We start from the raw sequence: 23,662 nt of genomic DNA, 5'->3' as shown, positions 1-23,662 counted from the left end.
ACGGGTGGTTTCCGCCTATGGGCGGGCGCTGGGTGAGGGACTCGGGCCGATCATCGATGGTGGAGGAGGCGGGAACGGCCCGGCGGGATAGAGCGGCACTACCTTAAGCATGTAATTGGCCCACTGCGGTCCGGCGATCATGTAACCGTCAAGGCGGGGGTAGAAGGTGCCGTTGATGGTGACGTTCTGCCCGGGCCGCTTCTGTCCCTCGAGTGCGTCGCCGAAGAACGATGCGGTGGCGAGGCCGGTGGTGTAGCCGACGATCCACGTGGAACCGTTGGTGTTCGAGGTGCCGGTCTTGGCCGCCACCGGGAATTTGTTATGGGTTTTGGGGTTGATCCAGACGCCTGAGCCCTTGATCAGCACGTCCTGCAGCACACTGTTGACCCCGCGGGCCACATCCGGCTTCACTGCGTTCCGGCACTCGACCGGCTGGGCCGGCAGGGTGCCGCCGGTGGCATCCTTGACGTCTACCAGCGCAATGGGTGTGCAGTAGCGGCCGTCGTTGGCAAAAGTGGCAAAGGCATTAGCCAGATGAAGGGGAGCAACTCCGATCGCCCCCAAGAGGTTGCCCAGCTGGTGCATGTTGATCGGGGTCCCGTCGAGCCCGCTGTGGAGGCCCACAGCGTCCACCATCTTCTGGATGCCGCAGAAATCAAGCTGTGCGGCTGTGGCAAACGTGGCCGTGTTGATCGAGTTGTAGAGCCCATAATTGATGGGCATCTTCCGGTAGAAGCCCTCCTCGGCGTTCTGCAAGTCATCAGCGGCGCCCAGCTCCGGGTTATTCTGGGCGGTGCTGTAGGCGCCCAGCACCTTTCCGCAACTGGACTTCCATGGGAATCCCAGCGGATACACGCGCCGGGACGCGTCCACTTCCGCTGTCAGCGATTTGCCCTCGTTGAGCCACTCGGCAAAGGTGAACGGCTTCATGGTGGACCCGGGCTGGAAACCGCCGGCTCCGTTCAGGTCGTTCCCCTGCGGATCCTTGGCGTCCACGTTGAAGTTCAGTTGGGTGTCGAACTTCCCCGGTTCGGGAAGGAACACGGTGTTCTGGGCCATGGCCAGGATCTTGCCGGTCCCGGGCTGCACCGTCACCAGCGCCGCTCCCCACCGGTCCGGGTTGGGCCCGGCCGTACCGTCCACCTGCGCCTGGGCGGCCGCCTGCAGCCTGCTGTCCAGGGTAGTGACGATGGTGAGGCCCCCGCGGTACAGCTTCCTCTGCCGCTCTATCAGGCTCGCCCCGTAGGCAGGGTTGTTCAGGATGAGATGCGAGACGTAGTCGCAGAAGTAGGGCGCCATCGAGGCGTTGGCGCAACCTTGCCGCTCCGGACTGATCCTGAGTTCAATGGGTGTGGCTACGGCTTCGTCATGTTGGGCCTGGGTGATTTTGTGTTGGAGGAGCATTTCCGAGAGCACCTGGTTCCGGCGCACGACCGACTTGTCAGGGTTGAGCGCCGGGTTGTAGAACGTCGGGCTGTTGACGAGTCCGGCCAGCAGGGCTGCCTGCGGAAGGTTGAGGTCCTTGGCGGTGGTGCTGAAGAAGTAGCGTGAGGCTGCCTCGATGCCGTAGGCGTCGCTGTTGAAGAACACGATGTTCAGGTATCCCTCGAGGATCTGCTCCTTGGTGAACTTCTTCTCCAGCGCAATGGCCAGTTTCATCTCGCGCAGCTTGTCGCCGACGTCTTTTTGCCCGCTCAGGATCACTTCATCCGGCCTGTCCTGCGAAAGGCGGGCCTCATTTATCACGTTGGTCACATATTGCTGCGTGATGGTGGAGGCGCCCTGCTGGCTACCCTTGGTCAGGTTCGATATCAGGGCCCGCACGATCCCCTGGGGATCAATGCCGGCGTGCTCGTAGAACCTGCTGTCCTCAATTGCCACGATGGCATCCCTGATATAGGGCGACATCTGGTCCAGGGGGATCCTGACGCGGTTCTCCGCGTAGAAGGTGGCGATCGGCTGGCCGTCGGACGTGAGGACCTTGGTGGATTGCGACGGCGGCTGGACGGTCAGTTCCTCCGGCAGGCTGTCGAAGAAGCCAATGGAGTTGCTGACACCGAAGCCGGCGGCCGCCACGGCCGGAACGACCAGGCTGGCGGCCAGGACGCCGCACAGGGCACTCGCTGCCAGGAATCCGAGGAACCGTCCCAAGGCAAGGCTGAAACCGCGGCTGCGCTTCCTCTTCTTCGCCATTCTTCAGCCCTCAAGCCTAGGGGTGCCAAAAGACTACGCCGGTGGGAGGGTGCGATCCACACCTGGAAGATCAGGATTTGGTCACGCCGAAACCATTGACTGGCCGATAACTAGCGACATATCGTTAACTATCGCTGAAAAGCGAAGCGAATACTACAAAAGTGAAGGGAGATGCCACCATGAAAGGCATTCCTGAAGGAAAATTTCCAGGGCCTGGATTCGGCAGGGGTCGGTTTGAGCGCGCCCGGGGCCTGAGGGGTCCGCATGGGCACCGGGGCGGCGGGTTTGGCCCTGGCTTTGGACCCGGGTTCGGACCGGGCTTTGGGCCTGGCTTCGGCCCGGGGCTGGGGCGTGGTCCACGAAGGGCCAGCAGGGGTGACGTCCGTGCCGCCATCCTCTCGCTCCTGGCGGAAGCGCCCTCCAATGGTTACGGATTGATCAAGGCGATCGCCGAAAAAACAGGAGGAACGTGGCGGCCCAGCCCCGGGTCCATTTATCCAACCCTTCAACAACTCGTTGACGAGGACCTGATCTCAGCGCTCAGTGAGGGCCGCGGGACGGAGTTCACCCTTACGGACGCGGGCCGGGCCTACGTTGCGGAGCATGCAGAGGAGATGGAAAACGCCTGGAACGCTGGGCAGGACAGCCCGGACCGCGACTTCCACCAGAGCATCGGGAAACTGATGGGCGCCATTCACCAGTTCCGCAGCGGGGTCACCGAGGAACAGCGCGCCGCCGCCATCGAAAAGATGGATGAGGCCCGCCGGGCGCTGTATAAGATCCTGGCCGACTGATCAGGCGAAAGAGTCTTCCTTGCTGGGCTGTGCAGTCGCCCCGGACACCGCGTTGGCGGACCTGTCAGGGGCGGACACTCCGGCAGGGGAGGGGGATGCGGCATGCGGCAGCGGGTTGAAGCCCGCTCCGATTTCCCCGAACGCATAGGCACTCTCGGCATGTTCGGCCAGGTCTACACCGGCAGCCTCCGCCTCGTGGCTGACCCGGAAGCCGATGGCCTTGTTGATGGCACGGCCAATGACAAGGGTTCCGACGCCGGAAAGCAGCAGGGTGATCACTACGGCCGCGGTCTGCGCGATGAGCTGCTGGACACCGCCGCCGTAGAAGAGCCCGCCGCCCAGGCCGTCTGCCGGGAGGGCGATGAAGCCCAGCGCAAGGGTGCCGATGAGCCCGGCGCCGAGGTGGACGCCCACCACGTCCAGGGAGTCATCCAGGCCGAACCGGTATTTGAGGTCCACGAAGACCGCGCAGGCAGCTCCCGCCACCAGGCCGAGGCCCACTGCAGCCAGCGGGCTGATGTTGGCGCAGGACGGGGTGATAGCCACAAGCCCGGCCACCACGCCGGACGCCGCGCCGAGGGAGGTGGGGTGGCCGTGGCGGATCTTCTCCGTCACCAGCCAGCTGAGCATGGCGGCGGCCGGAGTCACCAGCGTGTTCACCCAGATCAGGCCGGCCTGTTCCGCAGATGTTGCGGCCCCGCCGTTGAAGCCGAACCAGCCAAACCACAGGATGGCAGCGCCCAGCATGATGAAGGGGACATTGTGCGGCCGGTGGTTGGGGTCTTTCGCGAACCCGTGGCGCTGTCCCACGATCAGGGCCAGGACCAGGGCGGCCGTTCCGGAGCTGATCTCCACCACGGCGCCGCCCGCGAAGTCGATGACCTGGCCGAACACGGCGGTGACTGCGCCGCCGGCGCTCATCAGCCCGCCGCCCCACACCATGTAGGCGAGCGGGCAGTACACAACCGTGATCCAGACGGGTACGAACAGGGCCCAGGCCCCGAACCTGGCGCGGTCCGCGATGGCTCCACTGATCAGGGCAACGGTGATGATGGCGAAGGTGGCGCTGTATCCGGCCTTGATCAGGTCGGGGGAGCCCATCAGGTTCTGCAGGCCGAAGTTGGCAAACGGGTTGCCGAAGAGGCCCAGCACGCCGTCGCCCGTTGTCATGGAGTAGCCCCACAGGACCCAGACAACCCCTACGATCCCGGCGGAGATGAAGCTCATCATGATCATGTTCAGCGCGGCCTTGGCCCGCGTCATGCCGCCATAGAAAAGGCCAAGCCCGGGCGTCATCAGCAGTACCATCGCGGCTGAAATCATCAGCCAGACATGTTGGGCAGAAATCTCCACCTGCGGGTCCCTTCGCGTTGCGCCTCGAAGCGGGGCGCTCTTCCAGGCCCTCGCATTTCCCCCGCTGTCCATCTTTCGGGTTTTGTGTTTCGGGAAATGCGCCTCAAAGTTGCGTCCGCGTTACAGAAACGGCCGGTGTGTGAAGTCCCCGTGTCCGTTATGTTTCGGCTATGTAAACAGCTGCCATCCGCAAGGGCGCGGGGTTGCCGGTCTTAGCTCCGTAGACCCCGCAGTACAGGGGCGGGCGGGATACAGAAGGTGAGAAGCGCCGTCGCACGCTGGACATGGGGAGATTACGGCGCGGTGAACGGGAGCTCACCGCACCGGCGCGTTGAAATGCCCGGCCTAGAACTGACGGGCGTTGGCCAAAACCGGAAGTTTGGCGCGCACGTCGTCCACCAGGGAAGGGTCGATATCGACGACGGCGAGTTCCGGCTTTCCGCCCAAGGTTGCCACGGCGGTGCCAAAGGGAGTGATTACGGCACTGTGGCCGATGCCCGTGGGGGCTGTGCCTGCAGGGCCGACGCCGATGGTTTCGGGATCGCCCTGGCCGCAGGCAACCACGAAGGTGGTGCTGTCCAAAGCGCGTGCCCGCACCAGGAGGTCCCACTGCTCGGCCTTGCCCTCTCCGGCGCCCCACGACGCGCACACGATGTTGACCTGTGCTCCCCGGCAGGCGTTGGCGGTGAAAAGGGCGGGAAAGCGCACGTCGTAGCAGGTGGCAAGTCCGAACACCGTGCCATTAAGTTCAAAGGTCACCGGAGCCTGGCCCGCGTCCACTGTCCTGGATTCGGCGAAACCGAAGGCGTCGAAAAGGTGCACCTTGTCGTAGGAAGTGTCCAGCCCGGGGCCGGTGACCAGGAGGGTGTTGCGGACCCGGCCGTCCTTGCCGGGGGTGAACATCCCGGCCACGATCGCTATGCCCAGTTCCCTGGAAATGGCCCGGACTTCCCCGGCCCACGGGCCGTCCAGCGGTTCAGCGACATCGCGGAGGGAATGGCCAAAGGCGCGCATGGCGGCCTCGGGGAACACCACCAGCTCGGCGCCGGCGGCCTTGGCCTGTGCAGCGTAGTCCCGGATCAGCTCCAGGTTGGCTGCGGGGTCTGCGCTGCTGATGATCTGCGCGACTGCAAGGCGCATGGAACTCCAATCTCTTCACGGCGGGGAGCGGCACGGGTGCAACGATGCCGTGCAGCTACTGCTTGTAGCCCTCGACTTCGTTGACCGGACGGACTTCGGCGTCATCGGGGTCCTCGCCGGAACCGGCTTTGGCCCTGCGCTGGCGCAACAGGTCCCAGCATTGGTCCAGGCTTTCTTCCACCTGCTTCAGCCGCGCCTTGTCCGGCATCTGGCCGTCTCCGGAGGCCTCGCGGAGGGAGTGCTCCTCTTCCACAAGGGACCGGATGCGCGTGAGGAGATCTTCATCGTTCATGTCTACCCCTTAGGCCGGAACGGTTTTCCCCCAGCGTACGCCTGTACCATCGGAATCATGCCCACTGTGCTTGATATGGCAGGTCCGATCCTCGAGATGCTCACCTGGTTGTGCCTGCCCGCAGGGCTCGGATTGCTCTTCTATACCGGGTTCCTCCGCCGCTTCGTTCATCCCTGGGCAGTAGCCGAGGCCGTGGTGTATTCCGACAGCACAGGGGTGGGCTTCCGGTGGTTCGACCGCAAATTCCAGGTGCACCACGCGCCCATGTCGCCCCATGACATCAGGGAGCTGGCGGTGGGCGATACCCTCCCCATCTACTATCACCCCAAGCGCCCCACCCAGTGGCAGACTACGGCGCCGGAAGAAGCAGGGAGGACTGCGTCCGTGCTGGGCCGCTGCCTCACCGCCATCGGCGCTGTGGCCCTGCTCGCCGGCTTTGTCCTGCCGATGTTCTAGGTGTCCGCCGACGGCTTCAGCCGGCAAGGACCACGCCGATGCCCAGGCCGCCCAAGGCGACCCCTGCGAAAGCCGTCCAAAGCACCGCGGTGATGTCGGCGTCGAGCCTTTCCCGGGAAAGTCCGCGGGACCTGGCACTGTACCGGCGCCGTTGGGTCAGGTAGATGGCCAGCGCTGCGGCTGCGGAGACGGCGAACAGCAGCAGGATGGGAAGGCCGTGCTGCGGGAGCCAGCGCAGGAAGATGGCGCTGACCGTCACCAGGGCCAGCATGGTCCGGCCCCAGGCGAGCGAGGTTCGCTCCGGCTGCAGGCCGGGGTCGCCGTGGCCGCCGGCGGTGCGTGACGCCGCCACCAGGTCAGCGCCAGAGGATGAAGACGAGGACGACGGCGGCCGCCAGGGCGCCTGCCCCGGCCAGCAGCGGAACAATGAGCGGCAGCGGCAGCGGCGCCTTGTTCCGCATGCTGCGCTCCACGCGGAGCCACCGCACGGCCGATCCCGCGCTCAGCAGCATTCCCAGCAGGAGCAGCAGCACCGCCAGGCCCTTGCGGACCGGTTCCAGGAAGAGCCCGGCGGTGAATGCCTCGATGGCGATCCCACCGGCCAGCAGCGCGAGCGACGTGCGGATCCATGCAAGGAAGGTGCGTTCGTTGGCGAGGGTGAACCGCGGGTCCGGTTCTTCTCCGCCCGGCAGCAAACGCTCGGCGATTTTCCCGCGCGACGGCGGGACGGAAGCGCTGGCGGGCTGCTCGCTGTTGGTCACGGTGCCAGTTTAGCCATGGGCCGGCCTGACTGGACGGCGGGAATGCCCGGGGCGCCGGTGCAGTTGGGGCAGGTATGGAGCGCATCGGATTTCTTTCCTTCGGCCACTGGGGTCCCGGGCAGGGCTCCCGCACCAGGACCGCCGGCGACGCCCTCCTTCAGGCCATTGACCTTTCGGTGGCCGCCGAGGGGCTCGGACTGGACGGGGCGTTCTTCCGCGTGCACCACTTCGCCCGGCAGCTGGCCTCGCCGTTCCCGCTGCTTTCCGCGATCGCCGCTCGCACCAACAGGATCGAGATCGGGACCGGCGTCATTGACATGCGGTACGAGACCCCGCTGTACATGGCAGAGGAGGCCGCGGCCACAGACCTGATCAGCGGCGGCAGGCTGCAGCTCGGCATCAGCCGCGGTTCCCCCGAGCCCGCCCGCCAGGGTGCGGCAGCTTTCGGGCACGTTCCCGAGGAGGGGGAGACTGACGCCGACATGGCCCGCCGGCACACTGCCCTCTTCCGGAAGGCAATCACCGGCGCGGGGGTGGCGGAGGCGGACCCGCGGTATGCAGGCGGAACCAGGGGACTCCTGCCCGTCCAGCCCCAGTCACCCGGGCTCGCGGAGCGGATCTGGTGGGGAGCCGGCACCAGGAAAACTGCGGTCTGGGCCGCGGAGCTGGGCATGAACCTGATGAGTTCCACCCTGCTCACTGAAGATACCGGTGTTCCCTTCCACGAACTGCAGGCCGAGCAGATCCGGCTGTTCAGGGAGGCCTGGACCGCAGCCGGCCATGCCCACCAGCCGCGGGTTTCGGTGAGCCGCAGTGTCCTCCCCATCGTGGACGCAGAGGACAACATGTACTTCGCCGGCAGCGCCCTGCGCGACAGCCGGGACCAGGTGGGAACCATTGACGGACTGACTGCCAGGTTCGGGAAAAGCTATGCAGGCGCCCCGGATGTCCTGGCGGAGCAGTTGGCGGCCGACACTGCCGTGCAGGCCGCGGACACCCTCCTGCTTACCGTCCCCAACCAGCTGGGTGTGGACTTCAATGCCAAGCTTTTGGGCAACATCGCCCGCTATGTCGCACCGGCACTTGGCTGGAAGGCGGCTCGCCCCTGACGCGCTAAGTGCATGCCGTAACCTTGCCGCCTTCCCGGTTAATATCAGCCGGCCCACGCGTAAAGCGGTAAAATAAGCATACTTACTGAAGACTGGGGAACCTTCTGCACACCGCAGCCGTTACTCTTATAGTGCGGCTTTGGGGGGCTTAGCGCCCTCATTACAGCGTGACTGCGGAACGGTCATATAACGAAGAGAGAGAAATATGGCCCGCGCCGTTTTAGGCTTTATCCCATGATCCGGCTACGTCAGCTGGCCCAGGCGGCCTCCGTCCTCACCACGCCCTTGGCGCCGGAGGACATCCTCGCGCTGTTCAACCCCGTCTATTCTGCGCGGCAGCTTCGCGGCGTGGTCACCCGTGTGGTCCAGGAGACGGCGCAGTCCGCCACGATCTTCTTCCGGCCGGGCCGCGGCTGGCACTCCCACCTGGCAGGCCAATGGGCGCGCATCGGCGTCGAACTTGACGGCGTCCGCCACTGGCGGTCCTACTCCCTTAGCGCCCCTGCTGGCAAGGACCCTGCCATCACCGTCACCGACGTCGGGGCGGTGTCCGGCACCCTGGTGCGCACCACGAAGCCGGGCGATGTCCTGTTCCTCGCACCGCCGCAGGGCGACTTCGTGCTCCCCGAGCACCCCCGGCCCCTGCTGATGGTCACCGCGGGGAGCGGCATCACTCCGGTGATGTCCATGATCCGTACCCTTGTTCCCCGGCGTCCGGATGCCGACGTCGTGCTGGTCCACTCGGCCCGCACGCCCGGTGACAGCCTGTTCCGCGAGGAACTTGCCGAGCTCGCGGACCAGTTCCCCAACTTCCGCCTGGCCCACTGGTACACCGGCGAACAGGGCCGGATGGACCTTACCAACACCGACCAGCTGGACGAGATCTGCCCGGACTGGAAGGAACGCTCGGCGTATGCCTGCGGTCCGGACAGCTTCCTGGACGACGCCGAAGCCCTCTGGAAGCGGGCCGCGCTGACTACCGCGGCTCCGGGCTCGGACGTTGCTGTGGCAGGTGACCCCGGGAACCTCATGATTGAACGGTTCAACACCACGTTCAACGCCGGCGTAGGGCACGACGGCGGCCTGGTCACCTTTGAAGCGTCCGACAGGGAAGTGGAAGCCGACGGCGACACTCCCATCCTGGACGTCGGTGAGGACGCCGGCGTGCTGATGCCCAGCGGTTGCCGCATGGGTATTTGCCACAGCTGCCTCACACCCCTCCTGGCCGGACAGGTCCGGGACCTCCGCACCGGGGAAATCCATGGCGAGCCCGGCCAATTGATCCAAACGTGTGTCTCGGCAGCCGCCGGACCCGTCAACCTCGAAATCTGAGGAGCACCACGGTATGTCTGTAGTTACACCCAGCAAAACCACCGCCGGAGATGCCTCCCACCAGGAGAAACCTGCCGCGGGAAGCAGGACGCGCCCCGGGAAGCTGGCCGAATCCGGCAGCCCCACGGTGCGGCCCCCGGCCGCCGCCCACCTGAGTGATGAACAGGTGGCGGAACTCGGGCGCGAACTGGACGCCATCCGCGACGAGATCCTGGCCAAGCGCGGGGCATCCGACGCCGCCTACATCCGCCGCGTCATCAAGGTCCAGCGCGGCCTGGAGATTTCCGGCCGCGCCGCGCTGCTGGTCAGCAAGAACAAGGCAGCGTGGGTCACCGGCACCACGCTGCTGAGCCTGGCCAAGATCCTGGAAAACATGGAGATCGGGCACAACGTCCTGCACGGCCAGTGGGACTGGATGCGGGACCCTGACATCCACTCCACCACCTGGGAATGGGACTTCGTCACGCCGTCGCGCTCCTGGCAGCACACCCACAACGACCTTCACCACCGCTGGACCAACGTGGTGGGCAAGGACAACGACGTCGGATACAACCTCCTGCGGATGGACGAGAACCAGCCGTGGAAGCCCTTCAACCTGGGCAACCCGCTCTACAACGCGATCCTTGCTCCCCTTTTCGAGTGGGGCATCGCCATCTACGACCTCGAGCTGACCGAGTACCAGGAAGGCAAGAAGTCCAAGGAAGCGCTGCTCAAGGACCTCAAGGCCCTTGGCAAGAAGGTTGTCACCCAGTTCACGAAGGACTACGCCGCAACCCCCGCGGTGGCCATGCTGACCGGCTCCGGCAAGCAGGCGCTCTACGGAACCCTGACAGCCAATGCCGTCCGCAACGTCTGGGCCCACGCGGTCATCTTCTGCGGCCACTTTCCCGAAGGCACTGACACCTTCACGGAGGAAATGGCCGAAGGCGAAACCCGCGGCGACTGGTACATCCGCCAGATGATCGGCTCAGCCAACATCTCCGGGTCCAAATTCATGCACATCATGACCGGTAACCTCTCGCACCAGATCGAACACCACCTCTTCCCGGACCTGCCCTCCAACAGGTACGCCGAGGTGGCGCCCAAGGTCCGTGAAATCTGCCAGCGCTACGGCTTGAACTACACCACCGGACCGCTGCTGAAGCAGGTTGGCTCCACCTGGGGCAAGATCTTCAGGCTGGCCCTGCCCGGCAAGGCCGCGAAGGCCTGACCCGCCACGTCTGCAATTGCACTGCGATGCACCCCCGGTTCCGGATCATCCTGGAACCGGGGGTGCATTTGTGTTCCCTGTGCTCTCGCATTTTCCGAGGTCAACGGCGCATAATTGATCCACACCCGCCGCCGTGGCCAATGGAGGACTCATGCGGATTGTCGGAGCACTGATTGTCATTTGGCTGATCATCGGCGGCGTGGCTGCCTGGCAGCGCGGCTACTTCGGGGGAGCGCCCGGAAACTGCGCAGAGGCGGGCACCATTGCCATCACCATTGCCGCCGGCCCGTTGAACTACATGGGAGCCAATCCCCAGATCAACTGCGAGCTTCCGCAACCTTCCCAGTAGCGGGACCGCACCGGGGACCTGGCACCAGCCGGGCCTCCCGCCTGGGCTGTACTGGACGGCGGACCGTCCTAGAGTAGGTACTGCGCGGGCATTGCACTGCGGCCCGCTCCGCATCGATCCCACAGTCTCGAAAGGACCCGCCGCGATGGCTTTCATCACCGTAGGAACCGAAAACAGCACTGACGTCGAGCTCTACTACGAAGACCACGGGTCCGGCCAGCCCGTTGTGCTGATCCACGGCTACCCCCTGGACGGCTCCTCCTGGGAGAAACAGACCGCCGCCCTGCTGGACGCCGGCTATCGCGTCATCACCTACGACCGCCGCGGCTTTGGCAAATCGAGCAAGGCCACCGGGGGCTACGACTACGACACGTTCGCAGCGGACCTCGACACCGTGCTGACAACCCTGGACCTGAACGACGCGGTCCTGGTGGGTTTCTCCATGGGCACCGGAGAGGTGGCCCGCTACCTGGGCACCTACGGCTCCGCCCGGGTGGCACGGGCAGCCTTCCTTGGCTCCCTTCAGCCCTTCCTGCTCAAGACCGGTGACAACCCCGACGGCGTTCCGCAGGAAGTCTTCGACGGGCTGAAAGAATCCGTCACGGCTGACCGGTACGCCTTCTTCACCGACTTCTTCAAAAACTTCTACAACAGTGACGCTTTCCTCGGTACTGACCGACTCAGCCAGGAGGCCGTCAATGCCAGCTGGAACCTTGCCGCCGGGGCCGGGGCCACTGCTTCCGTGGCAGCCCAACCCACCTGGCTCACCGACTTCCGCGCGGACATCCCCAAGATCGACGTCCCAGCACTCATCCTCCACGGCACGGCGGACAACATCCTGCCCATCGATTCAACGGGACGGCTGTTCGCCAAGGCGCTGCCCAGTGCCGAGTACGTGGAGATCGAGGGCGCCCCGCACGGCCTCCTGTGGACGCACGCCGCCGAGGTCAACGAAGCGCTGCTGCGTTTCCTCGCCAAATAGCGCCCCTCGGAAGTGAGAGAGCGTCGGGCCGAAGGCCGCGTTAAGTGAGAGAGCGTCCGGCCGGGTTTATGTTGTTGTCTCTGCGGGACGCCATGCCTCATATCCAGGCAGGCAGCCAGGCTGGCAGGGGGATTTGCCGGATATGTGAGGGGCCTGTGAGCTATCCGTCGTAGTGGGTCCGTGCAGGCCCCTGCCCCAGCGAATTGACCACAACGGCGGCCACGTCATGCAGCTTTGAATTACGGGTGCTGGACGCCGTCTTCAGGATCTCGAAGGCGTCCTGCTGGCTGCACCGGTTCTGCGCCATGATGATGCCCACGGCCATGTCGATGACCGTACGGGATTCCAGGGTGGCGCGGAGGTTCGCCGCGGTTTCGCTGTAGTGGGCAAAGCGGACCGCAAGCCGCAGGGCAAGGGACGTCTGGCCCACGAAGTCTTCGGCAAATTCAAGGATGCGTGACTCAAAGCGGTGCGGCCGGGGCGAGTACAGCAGCAGCGCCGCCTTCGTTTCGCCCTCCAGCTGGAAGGGCAGGGCAAGGACGGAACGGACGCCCTGGGCCAGGACGGCAGAGGAATATTCAGGCCAGCGGCCGTCATGCTGCGCATCCGGAACGCTGATGGACTCCTGCGTGGTGGAAGCTGCCAGGCTGGGCGTCTCGCTGAACTCGTACTCAAGCTGCGCGATGGCCTTCGCCTCCGGGCTGCTGCTGGCTACCGTGGCTGCCTTGCGCTGCCGCAGCAGGGTGATGGCGCACATGATTTCGTCGCCGGGCTCGGAAAGGTTGCGTGCGGACACCTGTGCCAGTTCATTAAGGAAGTCCTCAACGTCAGGGCTGCTGAGGACCAGTTCATGCAGGTGCTCGGTGATGGATGTATCGGGTTTTGCTGTTGACTCGCTGGCCACGGTTTTTTGGTGCCATTCGCTCAGGACAACCCGGCGCCTTCGAGCATCCCGCCGCAATGCCGGCCGGTTATGAAGGTCGCTGGATCGAAGAACTCTCCAACGGCCTGCTGCTAAACCGATATCCAGAAGTATATACATCCTCCGGCGGGGGGAGGCGTCACTTTGACACACGGGAAGGCGGGGTTCTCTGGCGCCCGCCGGGAAGATACCGGCAGAATGAAGCAGGCGCCGGTGCCCCGGCGGCAGGGCCCGAACCGGCGGCCGGCACGCCCCGAGGGGGCAGGAAGTGGGACAGGATCATGACCAGGCTGCTCATCATCGGCCCGCCGGGTTCCGGCAAAGGTACGCAGGCGGAACAGTTGGCACGGCACTTCGGCGTCCCGGCGGTCTCCACCGGAGAAATCTTCCGGAGCAACGTCAGCCAAGAGACTGAGCTGGGAAACCAGGCTGCCAGCTACCTCGACGGCGGCGATTTCGTCCCGGACCACCTCACCAACGCACTGGTCAAGGACCGCCTCCTGGACAACGACCTGCAGGCGGGGTTCCTGCTGGACGGCTATCCGCGGACAGCCCTCCAAGTGACGGAACTGGACAACATGCTCGCCTCGCAGGGGTACGCCCTGGACGCGGTCATCGAACTGTCCGCCCCGGACGCCGTGCTGGAAGAACGGATGCGGCGGCGCGCGGCGGACCAAGGGCGCACGGACGACACGGTGGAGGTGTTCCGGCGCCGCCTTGATCTCTACCACCGCGAGACGCATGAAGTAGTCTCGGTCTACGCCGGGCGCGGACTCCTAGTGTCCGTGAACGGAAGCGGGGATCCCGGTGAGATTACCGGACTGGCGATCGCCGCCGTCGAAAAGTTCCTTGGAACGCCGCGCCGCGGCAACTGACCCGCGCCTGACCTGGCGACCAACCCGGCGCAAGCCACAAACATAAAGGAAAACTGATGAGAATTGCGGTAACCGGCGGTAGCGGAAAACTCGGGCGGCACGTGGTCCGCAGGCTCACGGAGGACGGCCACCAGGTCCTCAACCTGGACCGTGAGGGCAGCCGCAGCCCGGGCCTGGTTGTGGTGGACCTGCGCAACTACGGCCAGGTCCTGGATGTCCTGTTGGGGCTGGATGACAGGCACGAAGGTTTCGACGCCGTGGTGCACCTTGGTGCCATCCCTGCACCGGGCATAATTCCTGACGCCGCGACGTTCGAGAACAACATGCTTTCCACCTACAACGTGTTCCAGGCGGCCCGCAGGGCCGGCATCAAGAAAGTGGTGTATGCCTCCAGCGAGACCGTGCTGGGACTGCCGTTCGACGTCGACCCGCCATACATCCCGGTGGATGAGGAATACCCCGCCCGGCCTGAAAGCACGTACTCCCTGGTGAAGCACCTGGAGGAGCAGATGGCGGTGGAGCTGACGCGCTGGGATCCGGAACTGAGCATTGTGGGACTGAGGTTTTCCAACGTCATGGACGTGGCGGACTACGAGAGGTTCCCTTCCTTCGACTCCGACGCCGCCCTCCGGAAGTGGAACCTTTGGGGGTACATCGATGGGAGGGACGGTGCCCAGGCGGTGGCCCGGGCCCTGGAGAACGGGAAACCGGGATTCGAAGCCTTCATCATCGCCAACGCGGACACCGTCATGAGCCGCTCAAGCGCAAGCCTCGCCGCGGAAGTGTTCCCGCGGGTCAGCGTGGTCAAGGACCTGGGCGAACACGAGACCATGCTGTCCATTGACAAGGCGCGGCGGCTGCTGGGATTCGAGCCGGAACACACATGGCGGACGCACGTTTCCCCCAGTGCTGGCGGTGCCAAAACCGGCTGAACCGGTCCGGGCTCAAGGTTCACCAAGGGTTGCCGAAGGATCCCGCAAAGACCACGTGACGGCGCGTTGCGGGCTCCTATCCTTTTGGTAGGGCCGGGGGAAATCCCCGCCCCCGCAGCCCGAAAACGCCGAACGAGGACCCCAAAATTCGCACTTCATTCCTTGCGCTGCCCGCCGCAGCAGTGTTGGCCTCCGCAGTCCTGTCCGTCACCGCACTGCCCGCCGCTGCCGTTGCGCCGGCTGACCCCGGGGCTTCCGGACGCTACATCGTCCAGTACGCGTCCGGCACCGACGTAGCTGCGGAGGCGGCCGGGCTGCGGTCCCAGGGCCTCGCCGTCGGCCGGACCTTCACGCACGCCTTCCGCGGCGCCGTGGTCACTGCCAATCCTGCCCAGGCAGCGGCGCTGGCGAAATCCGGCCGGGTGGTGTCCGTGGAAGCCGATGCCCCGGTGGGTATCTCCGACACCCAGCAGCCCGCGCCCTGGGGCCTGGACCGGGTGGACCAGAGGCCGCTGCCGCTTTCCGGCTCCTACTCCTGGACGTCCTCGGGAGCAGGCGTGACCGCATACGTGGTGGACTCCGGAGTCCTGGCCTCGCACACCGAGTTCGCCGGGCGCATCACCTCCGGGTGGACCGCAGTAGCTGACGGAAGGGGCTCAAGCGACTGCAACGGCCACGGCACTCACGTTGCCGGAACCGTTGCCGGCACCACCTACGGGGTGGCCAAGAGCGCCACCATTGTTCCCGTCCGGGTGCTGGACTGCAACGGATCCGGCTACAACTCGGATGTGGTGGCAGGCCTGGACTGGGTCGCAGCGAACCACGCCGCAGGGGCTCCGGCCGTGGTGAACCTCAGCCTGGGCGGGGCCGCCAGCTCAGCCGTGGACACCGCCATCCAGTCCGTGGTGAACGACGGCGTTGCCGCCGTGGTTGCCGCCGGCAACTCCGCCGTGGACGCGTGCGGAAGTTCACCGGCACGGGTCCCGGCGGCGGTGACAGTGGCCGCCAGCGATTCCGCCGACAGGCAGGCGTCCTTCTCCAACTTCGGTTCCTGCGTGGACCTCTACGCCCCCGGCGTGGGCATCAGCTCGGCGTACCACACGTCCTCCACCGCCACCGCGTCAATGTCCGGCACCTCGATGGCCGCACCGCACGTGGCCGGGGCAGCAGCGGTCCTGCTTTCGCAGAACCCGGCGCTCACCCCCGCCCAGGTCTCCGGCGCGCTCGCCTCCAACGCCACGGCAGGGGTTGTGGCGGGGGCCAGCAGCGGCACGCCCAACCGCCTGCTGTACTCTGCTGCGGCCGCTCCAGCGCCCGCTCCGGCCCCAGCCCCCGCGCCAGCTCCCGCTCCCACGGTGACAGCCGTGACGCCGGGCGCCAATGCCACTGCCGTCGCGGCAGGAACCAACGTCACTGCCACCTTCAGCACCGCAGTCCAGGGCGTCACCGGCGGGACCTTCGTGCTCAAGGACTCCGCCGGCGCCACCATCCCTGCCGCCGTCTCCTACAACGCGACTACCCGGACGGCAACCCTGGACCCCGCCGCCGGCCTTGCCGCGGACACCACCTTCACGGCCACGCTGGTGGGCGGTGCGTCCGGCATCCGGGACAGCGCCGGCACCCCGCTTGCCTCCGTCAGCTGGAGCTTCCTCACCGGCCCCGCGCCCGCCATCACGGCGTACACGCCCGGCAGCAACGCCTTGCTGGTGCGCCGCGGCAACAACGTCAGCGTCACTTTCAGCGAGGCCGTCCAGGGCGTCAACGGAACCACGTACACCGTGAAGAACACCGCCACCGGCGCCCAGGTGCCGGCAACCGTCTTCCGGAACGGCACCACCAACCAGTGGATCCTGGATCCCGCACAGCCGCTGGCCGCCAAAACCAAGTACACCGTGACGGTCACCGGCGGCGGAACGGCCGTCCGGGACCTTGCGGGCAACCAGCTCACCAGCCGGACCTGGCAGTTCACCACCGGTTCCTACTAGGCGCCCACGAGCACGAACTCCGCGTGCCCGTGCACTGCGCCGTTGACCTGGAGTTCCAGGGCATGGAGGCCGGGATGGTGCACCCTGGTGGTCATCTGCCGGAAGGCATGGCGTTTGGACAGGCTCCGGCCCTCACCGGGTGCAAGGGTGAGGGTTGAGGCCTTGAAAACCTTGGCCGACTGGCTGCCGTTCGCCTTGCGGTAGTGGAGGAGGTAGTCCACGCCAGGAGCGCAAGGGCGCCAGGATGTCCCTTCTTGACGAGCGTGCGGAGGCCGTGGCGGACCACCCGTCCCGTGTTGGCATCAGCCGCTGAGAGCCACTCCCGGGCGGTGGCCACCACCGCCGAAGGCGCGTGCCGGGCAAGATCGTTCAGGTGGTTGGCAACGGACCGCCGCACGTACTCGGACGGGTCGCGGTAGGGGGAACCGAGGATGGGCAGGTTGGCTTCGGGACGCTGGACGGCAAGTGTGGCGCGGAAGCTGCCCGCCGCCGTCGGATATCCCGCGCCCGGGACGCTTCCAATGTCATCCTGCAATGCCTGGGCCACCAGGTCAGTCCTGGCGCGCAGGTTGAGGTCCTGAAGCACGTGCGCGGCGGCTGCCGTGTGGTCCCACTGCACCTGCGGAGCGGATTCCGCCAGGATGGCGGCAGCTGATTCCACGGCAGGCGCGTCAATCAGTTTCGTTTATGGCACCCATGCAGACGGGCTGCCCCGGGGCTGTTGCAGGGGATGGGCACCGTCGCCGCGGGAAAAATACGGTCAACCGGCGCCAACGCGGCCCAGCCGGGATAATCTTCACCCTAGGCAAATCTTCACGGCGCAGGGACGGGTATGACAGTGGGACAACAGGGATCAGCAGGCTCGGGAACAAAGCAACATACCGGCAGGTGGCGTGCCTTCCACGACAAGTTCGTGGTGGAGGAACGCTACGTGGATCCCGCCGACCGGCGCGGGCTGTACCGGGCAGCCATCATCCTGGCGGCGGCGGGAACCCTTCTATTCATTGCCACCCTGGTCAGCGTGCTGCAGGCCGATGGCCTGTCCGCAGCCGACGTGCCCGTCCGGGATTGGCTGCTCGGGCTGCGGTCGCAGGCGCTGACAGTCATCATGATCTTCCTGGCCGTGGTCTTCGGCCCGATCGCCTTGCCCATCATTGTCCTGGTGGTGATCCTGGCGTGGGGGTTCGCCGCAAAGCACGCCTGGCGCCCCATCCTTCTGGCGTCCGCGATGATCACCGGCGTGATCGTTTCGCAGATCATCCTCCAGATCGTGCGGCGCTCGCGGCCGCCCGTGGAGCAGATGCTGTTCGGGATCGACCACACCTTCTCGTTCCCCTCAGGGCACGTCCTGGGGGCATGCGACTTCCTCTTGGTGGGGGCATTCCTCATCTTCTCCCGGCGCCGCAATCCCCGTGCCGCCGTCCTGGGCTTCGTGGGGGCGGGGATCGGTATCTTCCTTGCCGCGGTAAGCAGGCTGTACCTGGGGTACCACTGGCTCAGCGACGCCCTCGCGTCGTTGTCCCTTTCACTGATCATCCTCGGCGGGGTCATAGCCCTGGACACCTGGCGCACTGCCCGGATCCCGGGGGAGAGGATTACCGGGGAACTGTCCAAGGCCGACTCGCCCAAGGACTGAGCCGGGACCGCCCTAGCCCGTGGGCCGCGACCGGGCCCGCTTCAGAGCCCGGTGCAGCTTGACGTTGGCGGCCTCAAGTTCCAGTACTTTGGCCACGCCTGCGAGGTTAAGACCCTGTTCAAGCAGTTCGCCGATCCGCAGCAGGACGGCGATGTCGTCATCACTGTACTGCCGTGTTCCGCCGGACGTCCGCGACGGGGTCAGCAGGCCCTTGGTCTCGTAGAGCCGGATGTTCTGCTGGCCGGTTCCCGCTAACTTTGCAGCAACGGAGATGGCATACAGCGCGCGGCTGCTGCCATTGGGGCCGGGCGGCCGCCCGGTTTCCTGCGTTGCCATAAGTTCTCCAAAATCCGTCCGGTAGCCTTGCCTCAGTTTCCCACGAGTGCTATAAAAAATCTATATTCATCACCATAGATTACGGAGATGGATATGACACGGTAAACACCTATAGAGCTGAAGGAGTGGGAAATGATGTTGATGCGCACGGACCCGTTCCGTGAGCTGGACCGGCTCACGCAGCAGGTCTTTGGCACTGCCGCCCGCCCGGCTGCCATGCCCATGGACGCCTGGCAGGAGGACGGCGAGTTTGTGGTGGCGTTCGACCTTCCGGGCGTGAAGATTGATTCGCTGGACCTGAACGTTGAACGCAACGTCCTCACGGTCCGGGCGGAACGCAAGGACCCCACGCAGCCCAATGTGGAATTGGTGGCCTCCGAGCGTCCCCGCGGTGTCTTCAGCCGGCAGCTGATCCTCGGCGACACCTTGGACACTGACAACATCAAGGCCAGCTACGACCAGGGCGTCCTGACCCTGCGGATCCCGGTGGCGGAACAGGCCAAGCCCCGCAAGATCGAGATCCAGACGCAGCAAAGCGAGATGCACCAGATCGGAACCTAGCCGCAGCCGGCGGGCACGGGCAACCCTTGGCATTGCCCGTGCCCCGGCGTTCCTGCAGCCATGACAAGCACCCCCGACTACTACGCCATCCTGCGGGTCCAGCCACACGCCACCCAACAGGAGATTTCCCGCGCCTACCGGGCACTGATGCGCAGCCACCATCCGGATGTCGACGGCGGCACCACGCCTGAAGGGGAGCTGCTGGAGATCATGCAGGCATTCAATGTCCTGCGGGATCCCCAGCGGCGCGCCGCCTATGACACGCAGCGGGCAGCAGCCGCTGCACAGGCCATCCCCGTCCGCAAGGTACGCAGCCGGGCCGGTTCCTCCGGACCCGCTATCCGGGTCACCCCGGTGCGGTGGGAGAGTGGGCCATGGGCCTGACGCAGGGTGGCGGTGGCAGCACGACCACAACCACAACCGCGAGGAGGCGGAGAACTGAATGAGCGAATGGCGCCGCTACGACTCACCCCTGATCCCGGCATTCCACGAGCGCTTCGAACAGCGCTGGGGCACCGGCACTGCCCCCTTCCTGGACCCGGAGGCGCATGAGCAGCCCCTGCCCCGCGCCCAATGGATCAATCCGGCCACCGGCGCTGCACTGGCCGTTGTGCCGGTCTGGACGGCCGACGAAAAGCAGCAGCGGTCCTTTGGGGTCTTCTACCTTCCGCCCGCGGGGGACATCTGGGTATTGCGCCCCGGCTATACCGGGTACCTGGAACCTGCCGACGGCGAATCGGAGCATCTGGTGACGCTCCGGAATGACGCGTTCCGCAAGGCCGTGGTGCATGCCAAGGAGTTCCTGTTCGGTACCCAGTAGCTACCGGTGGTTCCGCTCGTCAGTTGCCCTCAGCTGTGCCATCCTGAGACGTACTCACACGCTCCGTCACAAAAGGCCCGCCGATGCATATCACCGCCAAAGACCTCGCCGCACTCATCCCGCCCGGATTTACGCTCGGCGTGGCCACGGCAGCCTTCCAGATTGAAGGCGCCCTGGATGAGGACGGCCGGGGGCCGGCAGGCTGGGATATCTTCGCGGCCAAAGACGGCGCCATCGTCGAAAACCACAGCCCTGCGACGGCCTGCGACCACTACCACCGCATGCCCCAGGACGTTGCCCTGATGAAGCAGCTGGGCGTGGACTCCTACCGGTTCTCCTTCGCCTGGCCGCGGATCCAGCCCACCGGGCGCGGGCCGGCCAACCAGGCGGGCCTGGACTTCTACGACCGGCTCCTGGACGAGCTGCTGGCCAACGGCATTTCCCCCATGGCCACCATCTATCACTGGGACACGCCGCTGGCCCTGGACGAAGCCGGCGGCTGGCTGAACCGCGACACCGCCTACCGGCTGGGGGACTACGCAGGCATCCTGGCAGAGGCATTCGGCGACAGGGTGGCCAGATGGGTGACCATCAACGAACCCGCCACAGTCAGCACCAACGGCTACTCGCTCGGCCTGCATTCGCCCGGCAAAGAACTGCTCCTGGCCGCCTTTCCCACAGTCCACCACCAACTGCTGGGGCACGGACTGGCGGTGCAGGCCCTTCGCGCGGCCAAAGTGCCCGGCGAAATCGGCATGTCCAACGTCTACTCGCCCATGGTTCCGAACACCATCAACCCGCTGGACTACATCAGCGCGGGGCTGATGGACCTGGCCCAGAACCGGCTGTACGCCGATCCCGTGCTGACCGGAAAGTATCCGGACCTCATCCGTGCCGCCAAGTTCTTCAGCTCGTTCGAGCACCCGGAGGAGGACATGGAGCTCATCTCGCAGCCCCTGGACTTCTACGGGCTCAACTACTACATGCCCACCAAGGTGGCTGTTGGGCCGGGCGGCGGCGCAGTGCCGGCGAGCATGGCCGAGGCCATGGGCAGCGACCTCAGTGCGGCCGGTAACGGCGGAACACCCTTCCATGTGGAGACCTGGCCGGAAGCGGACATCACCTCCTACGGCTGGCCCGTTAAGCCTGAGTACATGGCAGTGGCCCTGAAGGAGATGGGCGAGCGGTACCCCAACCTCCCGCCGGTCATCCTCACCGAGGGCGGTGCCAGCTTCGAGGACATCATCGTCCGGGACAAGTCCACCAATACGAGGTTTATCCCGGATGAGCGCCGGCTGAAGTACCTCTCCGACCACCTCGAGGCCGCCCTGAGGGCAACAGCGCCGGGGGGAGAGGCGGAAAAGGTGGACCTGCGCGGCTACTACGTCTGGTCGCTCATGGACAACTTCGAATGGTCCGCCGGCTACAACCAGCCCTTCGGGCTCCTGCACGTGGACTTCGAAACCCTGGAGCGGACGCCCAAAGCCTCCTACTTCTGGCTGCAGGAACTTATCGAGGAGCGCGACCTCGCCGCGGCGGCGGGTACCGCAATCGCGGAGGCCATGGCTGCCGACGTTCTTGACGTTGATGTCATAGGCACCGAGGGTGTTGGTGCTGACGCGTCCGACGACGACGACGTCACGGCTTTGGGTGCCAGCGCCTAGGGCAGGTTCACGCCAGGTCCTGGGGCACGGTTCACGCCAGATTCAGAGCAGGTCCAGCGTGGCGAGCTGCTTGGCGATCCCTGCCCCGTCCGGTGAGTAGATCCACGGCACCCGGGATGCGGTGTGGTCCCCGTCCTCCGAATGGCCGCCGGCGAACACCGATTCGCTGATGGACAGCTGGCGGATGGCGATTGCGGCTACCTTGTCCGGGTTCTCCTGCGCGAATTCGGAATAGATGGCTTCGTCGTGCTGGCCGTTGTCGCCGATCAGGAGCCAGCGCATGTCAGGGAATTCCTTGGCGAGCCGTTCCAGGTTGCGGTGCTTGTGGTCCTGTCCGCTGCGGAACCACCGGTCCTGGGTCAGGCCCCAGTCGGTCAGGAGCAGGGCCCCGGACGGGTACATGTTCCGGGTCAGGAAGCGGGCCAGGGTGGGCGCGGCATTCCATGGCCCCGTGGACAGGTAGATTACCGGCGCGTCCGGGTGTTCGACGGTCAGCCGGTCCAGCAGGACCGCCATGCCGGGGGTGGCCATGCGGGCCCGCTCGCTCAGGACGAACGTGTTCCACAGGGCCAGGAAAGGCCGCGGCAGGGCCGTGACCATCACGGTGTCATCAATGTCGGAAACGATGCCGAACTTTACGTCCGGGGCAATGACCCGGATCTTCGCCTCAACAGGTTCAGTGCCTTCGCCCCGCAGGACGGCAGTGTGCCAGCCGGGCGTGAGCTGAACGTTCACTTCGGTGTCAATCAGCCCGCCCCGGTCGGCCCGGACGTGGGTGACAACATCGCCTATGGTGATCTCGACGTCGGTGAACTGCAGCGGAACGCTGGTGAATGCGCGCCAACCGCGGACGTTCTGGTTGCCGTTCAGGGCTGCATGTTCTGCCTTGCTGCCCGGCGACGGCTTCTGGGTCAGCAGGACCCGCCCCAGCACGCGCACCATGCTGGTTGAGCCGTAGCCCTGGTAGGCGATGGTCTGGGGAACGAACTTCCAGCGTTTGGCCAACTGGATGCGCACGGTGTTGACGGCATCCGAAATCCGGTGCGCAAACCTGAACACCTGGTTTCCATAGAGCTGGGTGTGGTCCGTCCCGCGCTGGTCCGGGGGTGTTGCTGCATGCCCTGGCGGGGTCTGGGGAGCCGTGTCCATGGAACCACTCTGCCACAGGCTGCACCAGGCGGGGCCACTTCCGCCGCTTGCCGCCACTCCTTAACGTCACCCTTCTCCCAGGATCCAGCGCAGGGTCTCGGCGTTGCGCACGGCGTTGCCGCCGCCGTCGTTATTGAAGTAGGCATATACGTCCAGGCCGTTGCCGGACCACTCGCGGATGCGGTCCGCCCACCAGTGCAGGTCGGCGTCAGAGTAGGAGCCCGCGTAGAGGTGCTGGTGGTCGGGGCCGTGAAGCCGCACATACGTGAACGGCGCGGTGGTCCGCAGGATGCAGGGAAGGTTGGCCCCGCTCATGATGCAGTAGGCGGCCTGGTGCCGTTCCAGCAGCGCGTACACCTCGGGGCTGTCCCAGCTCGCGTGCCGGAATTCGACACACACCCGGATCCACTCCGGAACCATGGCCAGGAAGTACTCCAGCCGGGCGTCGTCCCGTTCCATGCCGGGCGGCAGCTGGACCAAAAGGACTCCCCGTTTGTCACCGAGCTCGTGCCAGCACCGCTCGATCCGCTCCAGCCACACCTCCGGCTGGTACAGCTTCCGGGCGTGGGTCAGGCCGCGGGGAGCCTTGACGGACATGCTGAAGCCGTGCGGCAGCCGCCGGTTCCAGCCCGCGAAGGTGGTATCCCGGGGCCAGCGGTAGAAGCTGGCGTTGAGCTCAACGGTACTGAAGCGGGAGACATAGTGGGCAAGCCTGTCCCTTACCGGCAGTTTGGGCGGGTAGAGGACGTTCTCCCAGTGGTCGTAGCTCCAGCCGGAGGTCCCGATGTGGATTGCCATAGTTCCTCCCGTG

26 protein-coding genes are annotated in these 23,662 nt (G+C 65.7%); 15 read left to right on the top strand and 11 right to left on the bottom strand.

From position 1 onward, the window contains the following. Positions 1–15: 15 nt before the first annotated feature. Complete coding sequence (locus C3B78_RS16905) at positions 16–2,193, bottom strand: transglycosylase domain-containing protein (protein ID WP_104999085.1); 2,178 nt, start codon at positions 2,191–2,193, stop codon at positions 16–18. A gap of 179 nt (positions 2,194–2,372) precedes the next feature. On the opposite strand from C3B78_RS16905, the gene C3B78_RS16900 reads away from it, so the two are divergent. Continuing rightward, positions 2,373–2,987 (top strand): PadR family transcriptional regulator, encoded by a 615-nt coding sequence (locus tag C3B78_RS16900; RefSeq protein ID WP_104999859.1) that lies wholly within the window; start codon positions 2,373–2,375, stop codon positions 2,985–2,987. Here C3B78_RS16900 and C3B78_RS16895 read toward each other — a convergent pair whose 3' ends face one another. The 3 genes from C3B78_RS16895 to C3B78_RS16885 all read right to left on the bottom strand — a co-directional run bounded on the left by C3B78_RS16895 (position 2,988) and on the right by C3B78_RS16885 (position 5,772). Continuing rightward, positions 2,988–4,340, bottom strand: coding sequence for an ammonium transporter (locus C3B78_RS16895; RefSeq protein WP_234005445.1), 1,353 nt, complete (start codon positions 4,338–4,340; stop codon positions 2,988–2,990). A 345-nt stretch (positions 4,341–4,685) separates the two neighbouring features. Continuing rightward, positions 4,686–5,480, bottom strand: a complete 795-nt coding sequence (locus tag C3B78_RS16890; RefSeq protein WP_104999084.1) for a carbon-nitrogen hydrolase family protein — start codon at positions 5,478–5,480, stop codon at positions 4,686–4,688. A gap of 55 nt (positions 5,481–5,535) precedes the next feature. Next, on the bottom strand, positions 5,536–5,772 hold the full coding sequence (locus tag C3B78_RS16885) for a DUF2630 family protein (protein WP_104999083.1): 237 nt from the start codon (positions 5,770–5,772) through the stop codon (positions 5,536–5,538). A 57-nt stretch (positions 5,773–5,829) separates the two neighbouring features. On the opposite strand from C3B78_RS16885, the gene C3B78_RS16880 reads away from it, so the two are divergent. Continuing rightward, the gene (locus C3B78_RS16880) at positions 5,830–6,228 is read left to right on the top strand and encodes a hypothetical protein (protein ID WP_104999082.1); all 399 of its coding nucleotides are present in this window, start codon (positions 5,830–5,832) and stop codon (positions 6,226–6,228) included. A 16-nt stretch (positions 6,229–6,244) separates the two neighbouring features. Here the strand turns inward: C3B78_RS16880 and C3B78_RS16875 are convergent, their stop codons facing one another. After that, positions 6,245–6,580, bottom strand: a complete 336-nt coding sequence (locus C3B78_RS16875) for a DUF202 domain-containing protein (RefSeq protein WP_104999081.1) — start codon at positions 6,578–6,580, stop codon at positions 6,245–6,247. 4 nt (positions 6,581–6,584) lie between these two features. After that, positions 6,585–6,989 carry a YidH family protein gene (locus C3B78_RS16870; RefSeq protein WP_104999080.1) on the bottom strand — a complete coding sequence of 135 codons (405 nt, stop codon included), beginning with the start codon at positions 6,987–6,989 and terminating at the stop codon, positions 6,585–6,587. Between the two features lie 74 nt (positions 6,990–7,063). Between C3B78_RS16870 and C3B78_RS16865 the strand changes: the two genes are divergently transcribed. From C3B78_RS16865 to C3B78_RS16845, 5 genes are all read left to right on the top strand, one after another. Next, positions 7,064–8,098: an LLM class flavin-dependent oxidoreductase gene (locus tag C3B78_RS16865; RefSeq protein WP_104999079.1), complete on the top strand. Its 1,035-nt coding sequence runs from the start codon at positions 7,064–7,066 to the stop codon at positions 8,096–8,098. Between the two features lie 234 nt (positions 8,099–8,332). After that, positions 8,333–9,430: a ferredoxin reductase gene (locus tag C3B78_RS16860; RefSeq protein WP_104999078.1), complete on the top strand. Its 1,098-nt coding sequence runs from the start codon at positions 8,333–8,335 to the stop codon at positions 9,428–9,430. Positions 9,431–9,443: 13 nt separating this feature from the next. Next, positions 9,444–10,640, top strand: a complete 1,197-nt coding sequence (locus tag C3B78_RS16855) for a fatty acid desaturase family protein (RefSeq protein WP_104999077.1) — start codon at positions 9,444–9,446, stop codon at positions 10,638–10,640. 151 nt (positions 10,641–10,791) lie between these two features. Beyond that, positions 10,792–10,989, top strand: a complete 198-nt coding sequence (locus C3B78_RS16850) for a hypothetical protein (RefSeq protein ID WP_104999076.1) — start codon at positions 10,792–10,794, stop codon at positions 10,987–10,989. Between the two features lie 145 nt (positions 10,990–11,134). Further along, positions 11,135–11,971 carry an alpha/beta fold hydrolase gene (locus C3B78_RS16845; protein ID WP_104999075.1) on the top strand — a complete coding sequence of 279 codons (837 nt, stop codon included), beginning with the start codon at positions 11,135–11,137 and terminating at the stop codon, positions 11,969–11,971. 160 nt (positions 11,972–12,131) lie between these two features. On the opposite strand, the gene C3B78_RS16840 is transcribed toward C3B78_RS16845, so the two are convergent. Further along, positions 12,132–12,875, bottom strand: coding sequence for a GAF and ANTAR domain-containing protein (locus C3B78_RS16840; RefSeq protein WP_104999074.1), 744 nt, complete (start codon positions 12,873–12,875; stop codon positions 12,132–12,134). 299 nt (positions 12,876–13,174) lie between these two features. On the opposite strand from C3B78_RS16840, the gene C3B78_RS16835 reads away from it, so the two are divergent. The 3 genes from C3B78_RS16835 (at position 13,175) to C3B78_RS16825 (ending at position 16,685) form a co-directional block, all read left to right on the top strand. Continuing rightward, positions 13,175–13,768: an adenylate kinase gene (locus tag C3B78_RS16835; RefSeq protein WP_104999073.1), complete on the top strand. Its 594-nt coding sequence runs from the start codon at positions 13,175–13,177 to the stop codon at positions 13,766–13,768. Between the two features lie 56 nt (positions 13,769–13,824). Then, on the top strand, positions 13,825–14,700 hold the full coding sequence (locus tag C3B78_RS16830) for an NAD-dependent epimerase/dehydratase family protein (RefSeq protein WP_104999072.1): 876 nt from the start codon (positions 13,825–13,827) through the stop codon (positions 14,698–14,700). 182 nt (positions 14,701–14,882) lie between these two features. Next, positions 14,883–16,685, top strand: coding sequence for a S8 family serine peptidase (locus tag C3B78_RS16825; RefSeq protein WP_234005444.1), 1,803 nt, complete (start codon positions 14,883–14,885; stop codon positions 16,683–16,685). 91 nt (positions 16,686–16,776) lie between these two features. Here the strand turns inward: C3B78_RS16825 and C3B78_RS16820 are convergent, their stop codons facing one another. Continuing rightward, the gene (locus tag C3B78_RS16820) at positions 16,777–17,346 is read right to left on the bottom strand and encodes a hypothetical protein (RefSeq protein ID WP_234005443.1); all 570 of its coding nucleotides are present in this window, start codon (positions 17,344–17,346) and stop codon (positions 16,777–16,779) included. A 171-nt stretch (positions 17,347–17,517) separates the two neighbouring features. On the opposite strand from C3B78_RS16820, the gene C3B78_RS16815 reads away from it, so the two are divergent. After that, positions 17,518–18,321 carry a phosphatase PAP2 family protein gene (locus C3B78_RS16815; RefSeq protein WP_104999070.1) on the top strand — a complete coding sequence of 268 codons (804 nt, stop codon included), beginning with the start codon at positions 17,518–17,520 and terminating at the stop codon, positions 18,319–18,321. 12 nt (positions 18,322–18,333) lie between these two features. Here C3B78_RS16815 and C3B78_RS16810 read toward each other — a convergent pair whose 3' ends face one another. Next, positions 18,334–18,657 carry a MerR family transcriptional regulator gene (locus C3B78_RS16810; RefSeq protein WP_104999069.1) on the bottom strand — a complete coding sequence of 108 codons (324 nt, stop codon included), beginning with the start codon at positions 18,655–18,657 and terminating at the stop codon, positions 18,334–18,336. A 135-nt stretch (positions 18,658–18,792) separates the two neighbouring features. On the opposite strand from C3B78_RS16810, the gene C3B78_RS16805 reads away from it, so the two are divergent. The 4 genes from C3B78_RS16805 to C3B78_RS16790 all read left to right on the top strand — a co-directional run bounded on the left by C3B78_RS16805 (position 18,793) and on the right by C3B78_RS16790 (position 21,702). After that, positions 18,793–19,218: an Hsp20/alpha crystallin family protein gene (locus C3B78_RS16805; protein ID WP_104999858.1), complete on the top strand. Its 426-nt coding sequence runs from the start codon at positions 18,793–18,795 to the stop codon at positions 19,216–19,218. 60 nt (positions 19,219–19,278) lie between these two features. Next, positions 19,279–19,602 (top strand): J domain-containing protein, encoded by a 324-nt coding sequence (locus C3B78_RS16800; RefSeq protein ID WP_104999068.1) that lies wholly within the window; start codon positions 19,279–19,281, stop codon positions 19,600–19,602. Between the two features lie 58 nt (positions 19,603–19,660). Then, positions 19,661–20,038 carry a hypothetical protein gene (locus C3B78_RS16795; protein WP_104999067.1) on the top strand — a complete coding sequence of 126 codons (378 nt, stop codon included), beginning with the start codon at positions 19,661–19,663 and terminating at the stop codon, positions 20,036–20,038. 83 nt (positions 20,039–20,121) lie between these two features. Next, positions 20,122–21,702 carry a glycoside hydrolase family 1 protein gene (locus C3B78_RS16790; RefSeq protein ID WP_104999066.1) on the top strand — a complete coding sequence of 527 codons (1,581 nt, stop codon included), beginning with the start codon at positions 20,122–20,124 and terminating at the stop codon, positions 21,700–21,702. A gap of 42 nt (positions 21,703–21,744) precedes the next feature. Here the strand turns inward: C3B78_RS16790 and C3B78_RS16785 are convergent, their stop codons facing one another. Together C3B78_RS16785 and C3B78_RS16780 are read right to left on the bottom strand one after the other, a co-directional pair. Further along, entirely contained in the window at positions 21,745–22,851 is a 1,107-nt protein-coding gene (locus C3B78_RS16785) for an App1 family protein (protein ID WP_104999065.1), read from the bottom strand. 66 nt (positions 22,852–22,917) lie between these two features. Beyond that, a complete protein-coding gene (locus C3B78_RS16780; RefSeq protein ID WP_104999064.1) occupies positions 22,918–23,649 on the bottom strand; it encodes a DUF72 domain-containing protein in 732 nt (243 codons plus the stop codon). Between the last annotated feature and the right edge of the window lie 13 nt (positions 23,650–23,662).

It is taken from the genome of Arthrobacter sp. PGP41, assembly GCF_002953935.1.
In the GTDB taxonomy this organism is placed as follows: domain Bacteria; phylum Actinomycetota; class Actinomycetes; order Actinomycetales; family Micrococcaceae; genus Arthrobacter.
The sequence above is the reverse complement of the archived record's forward strand: the minus strand, read 5'-3'. Positions and strand labels throughout refer to the sequence as shown.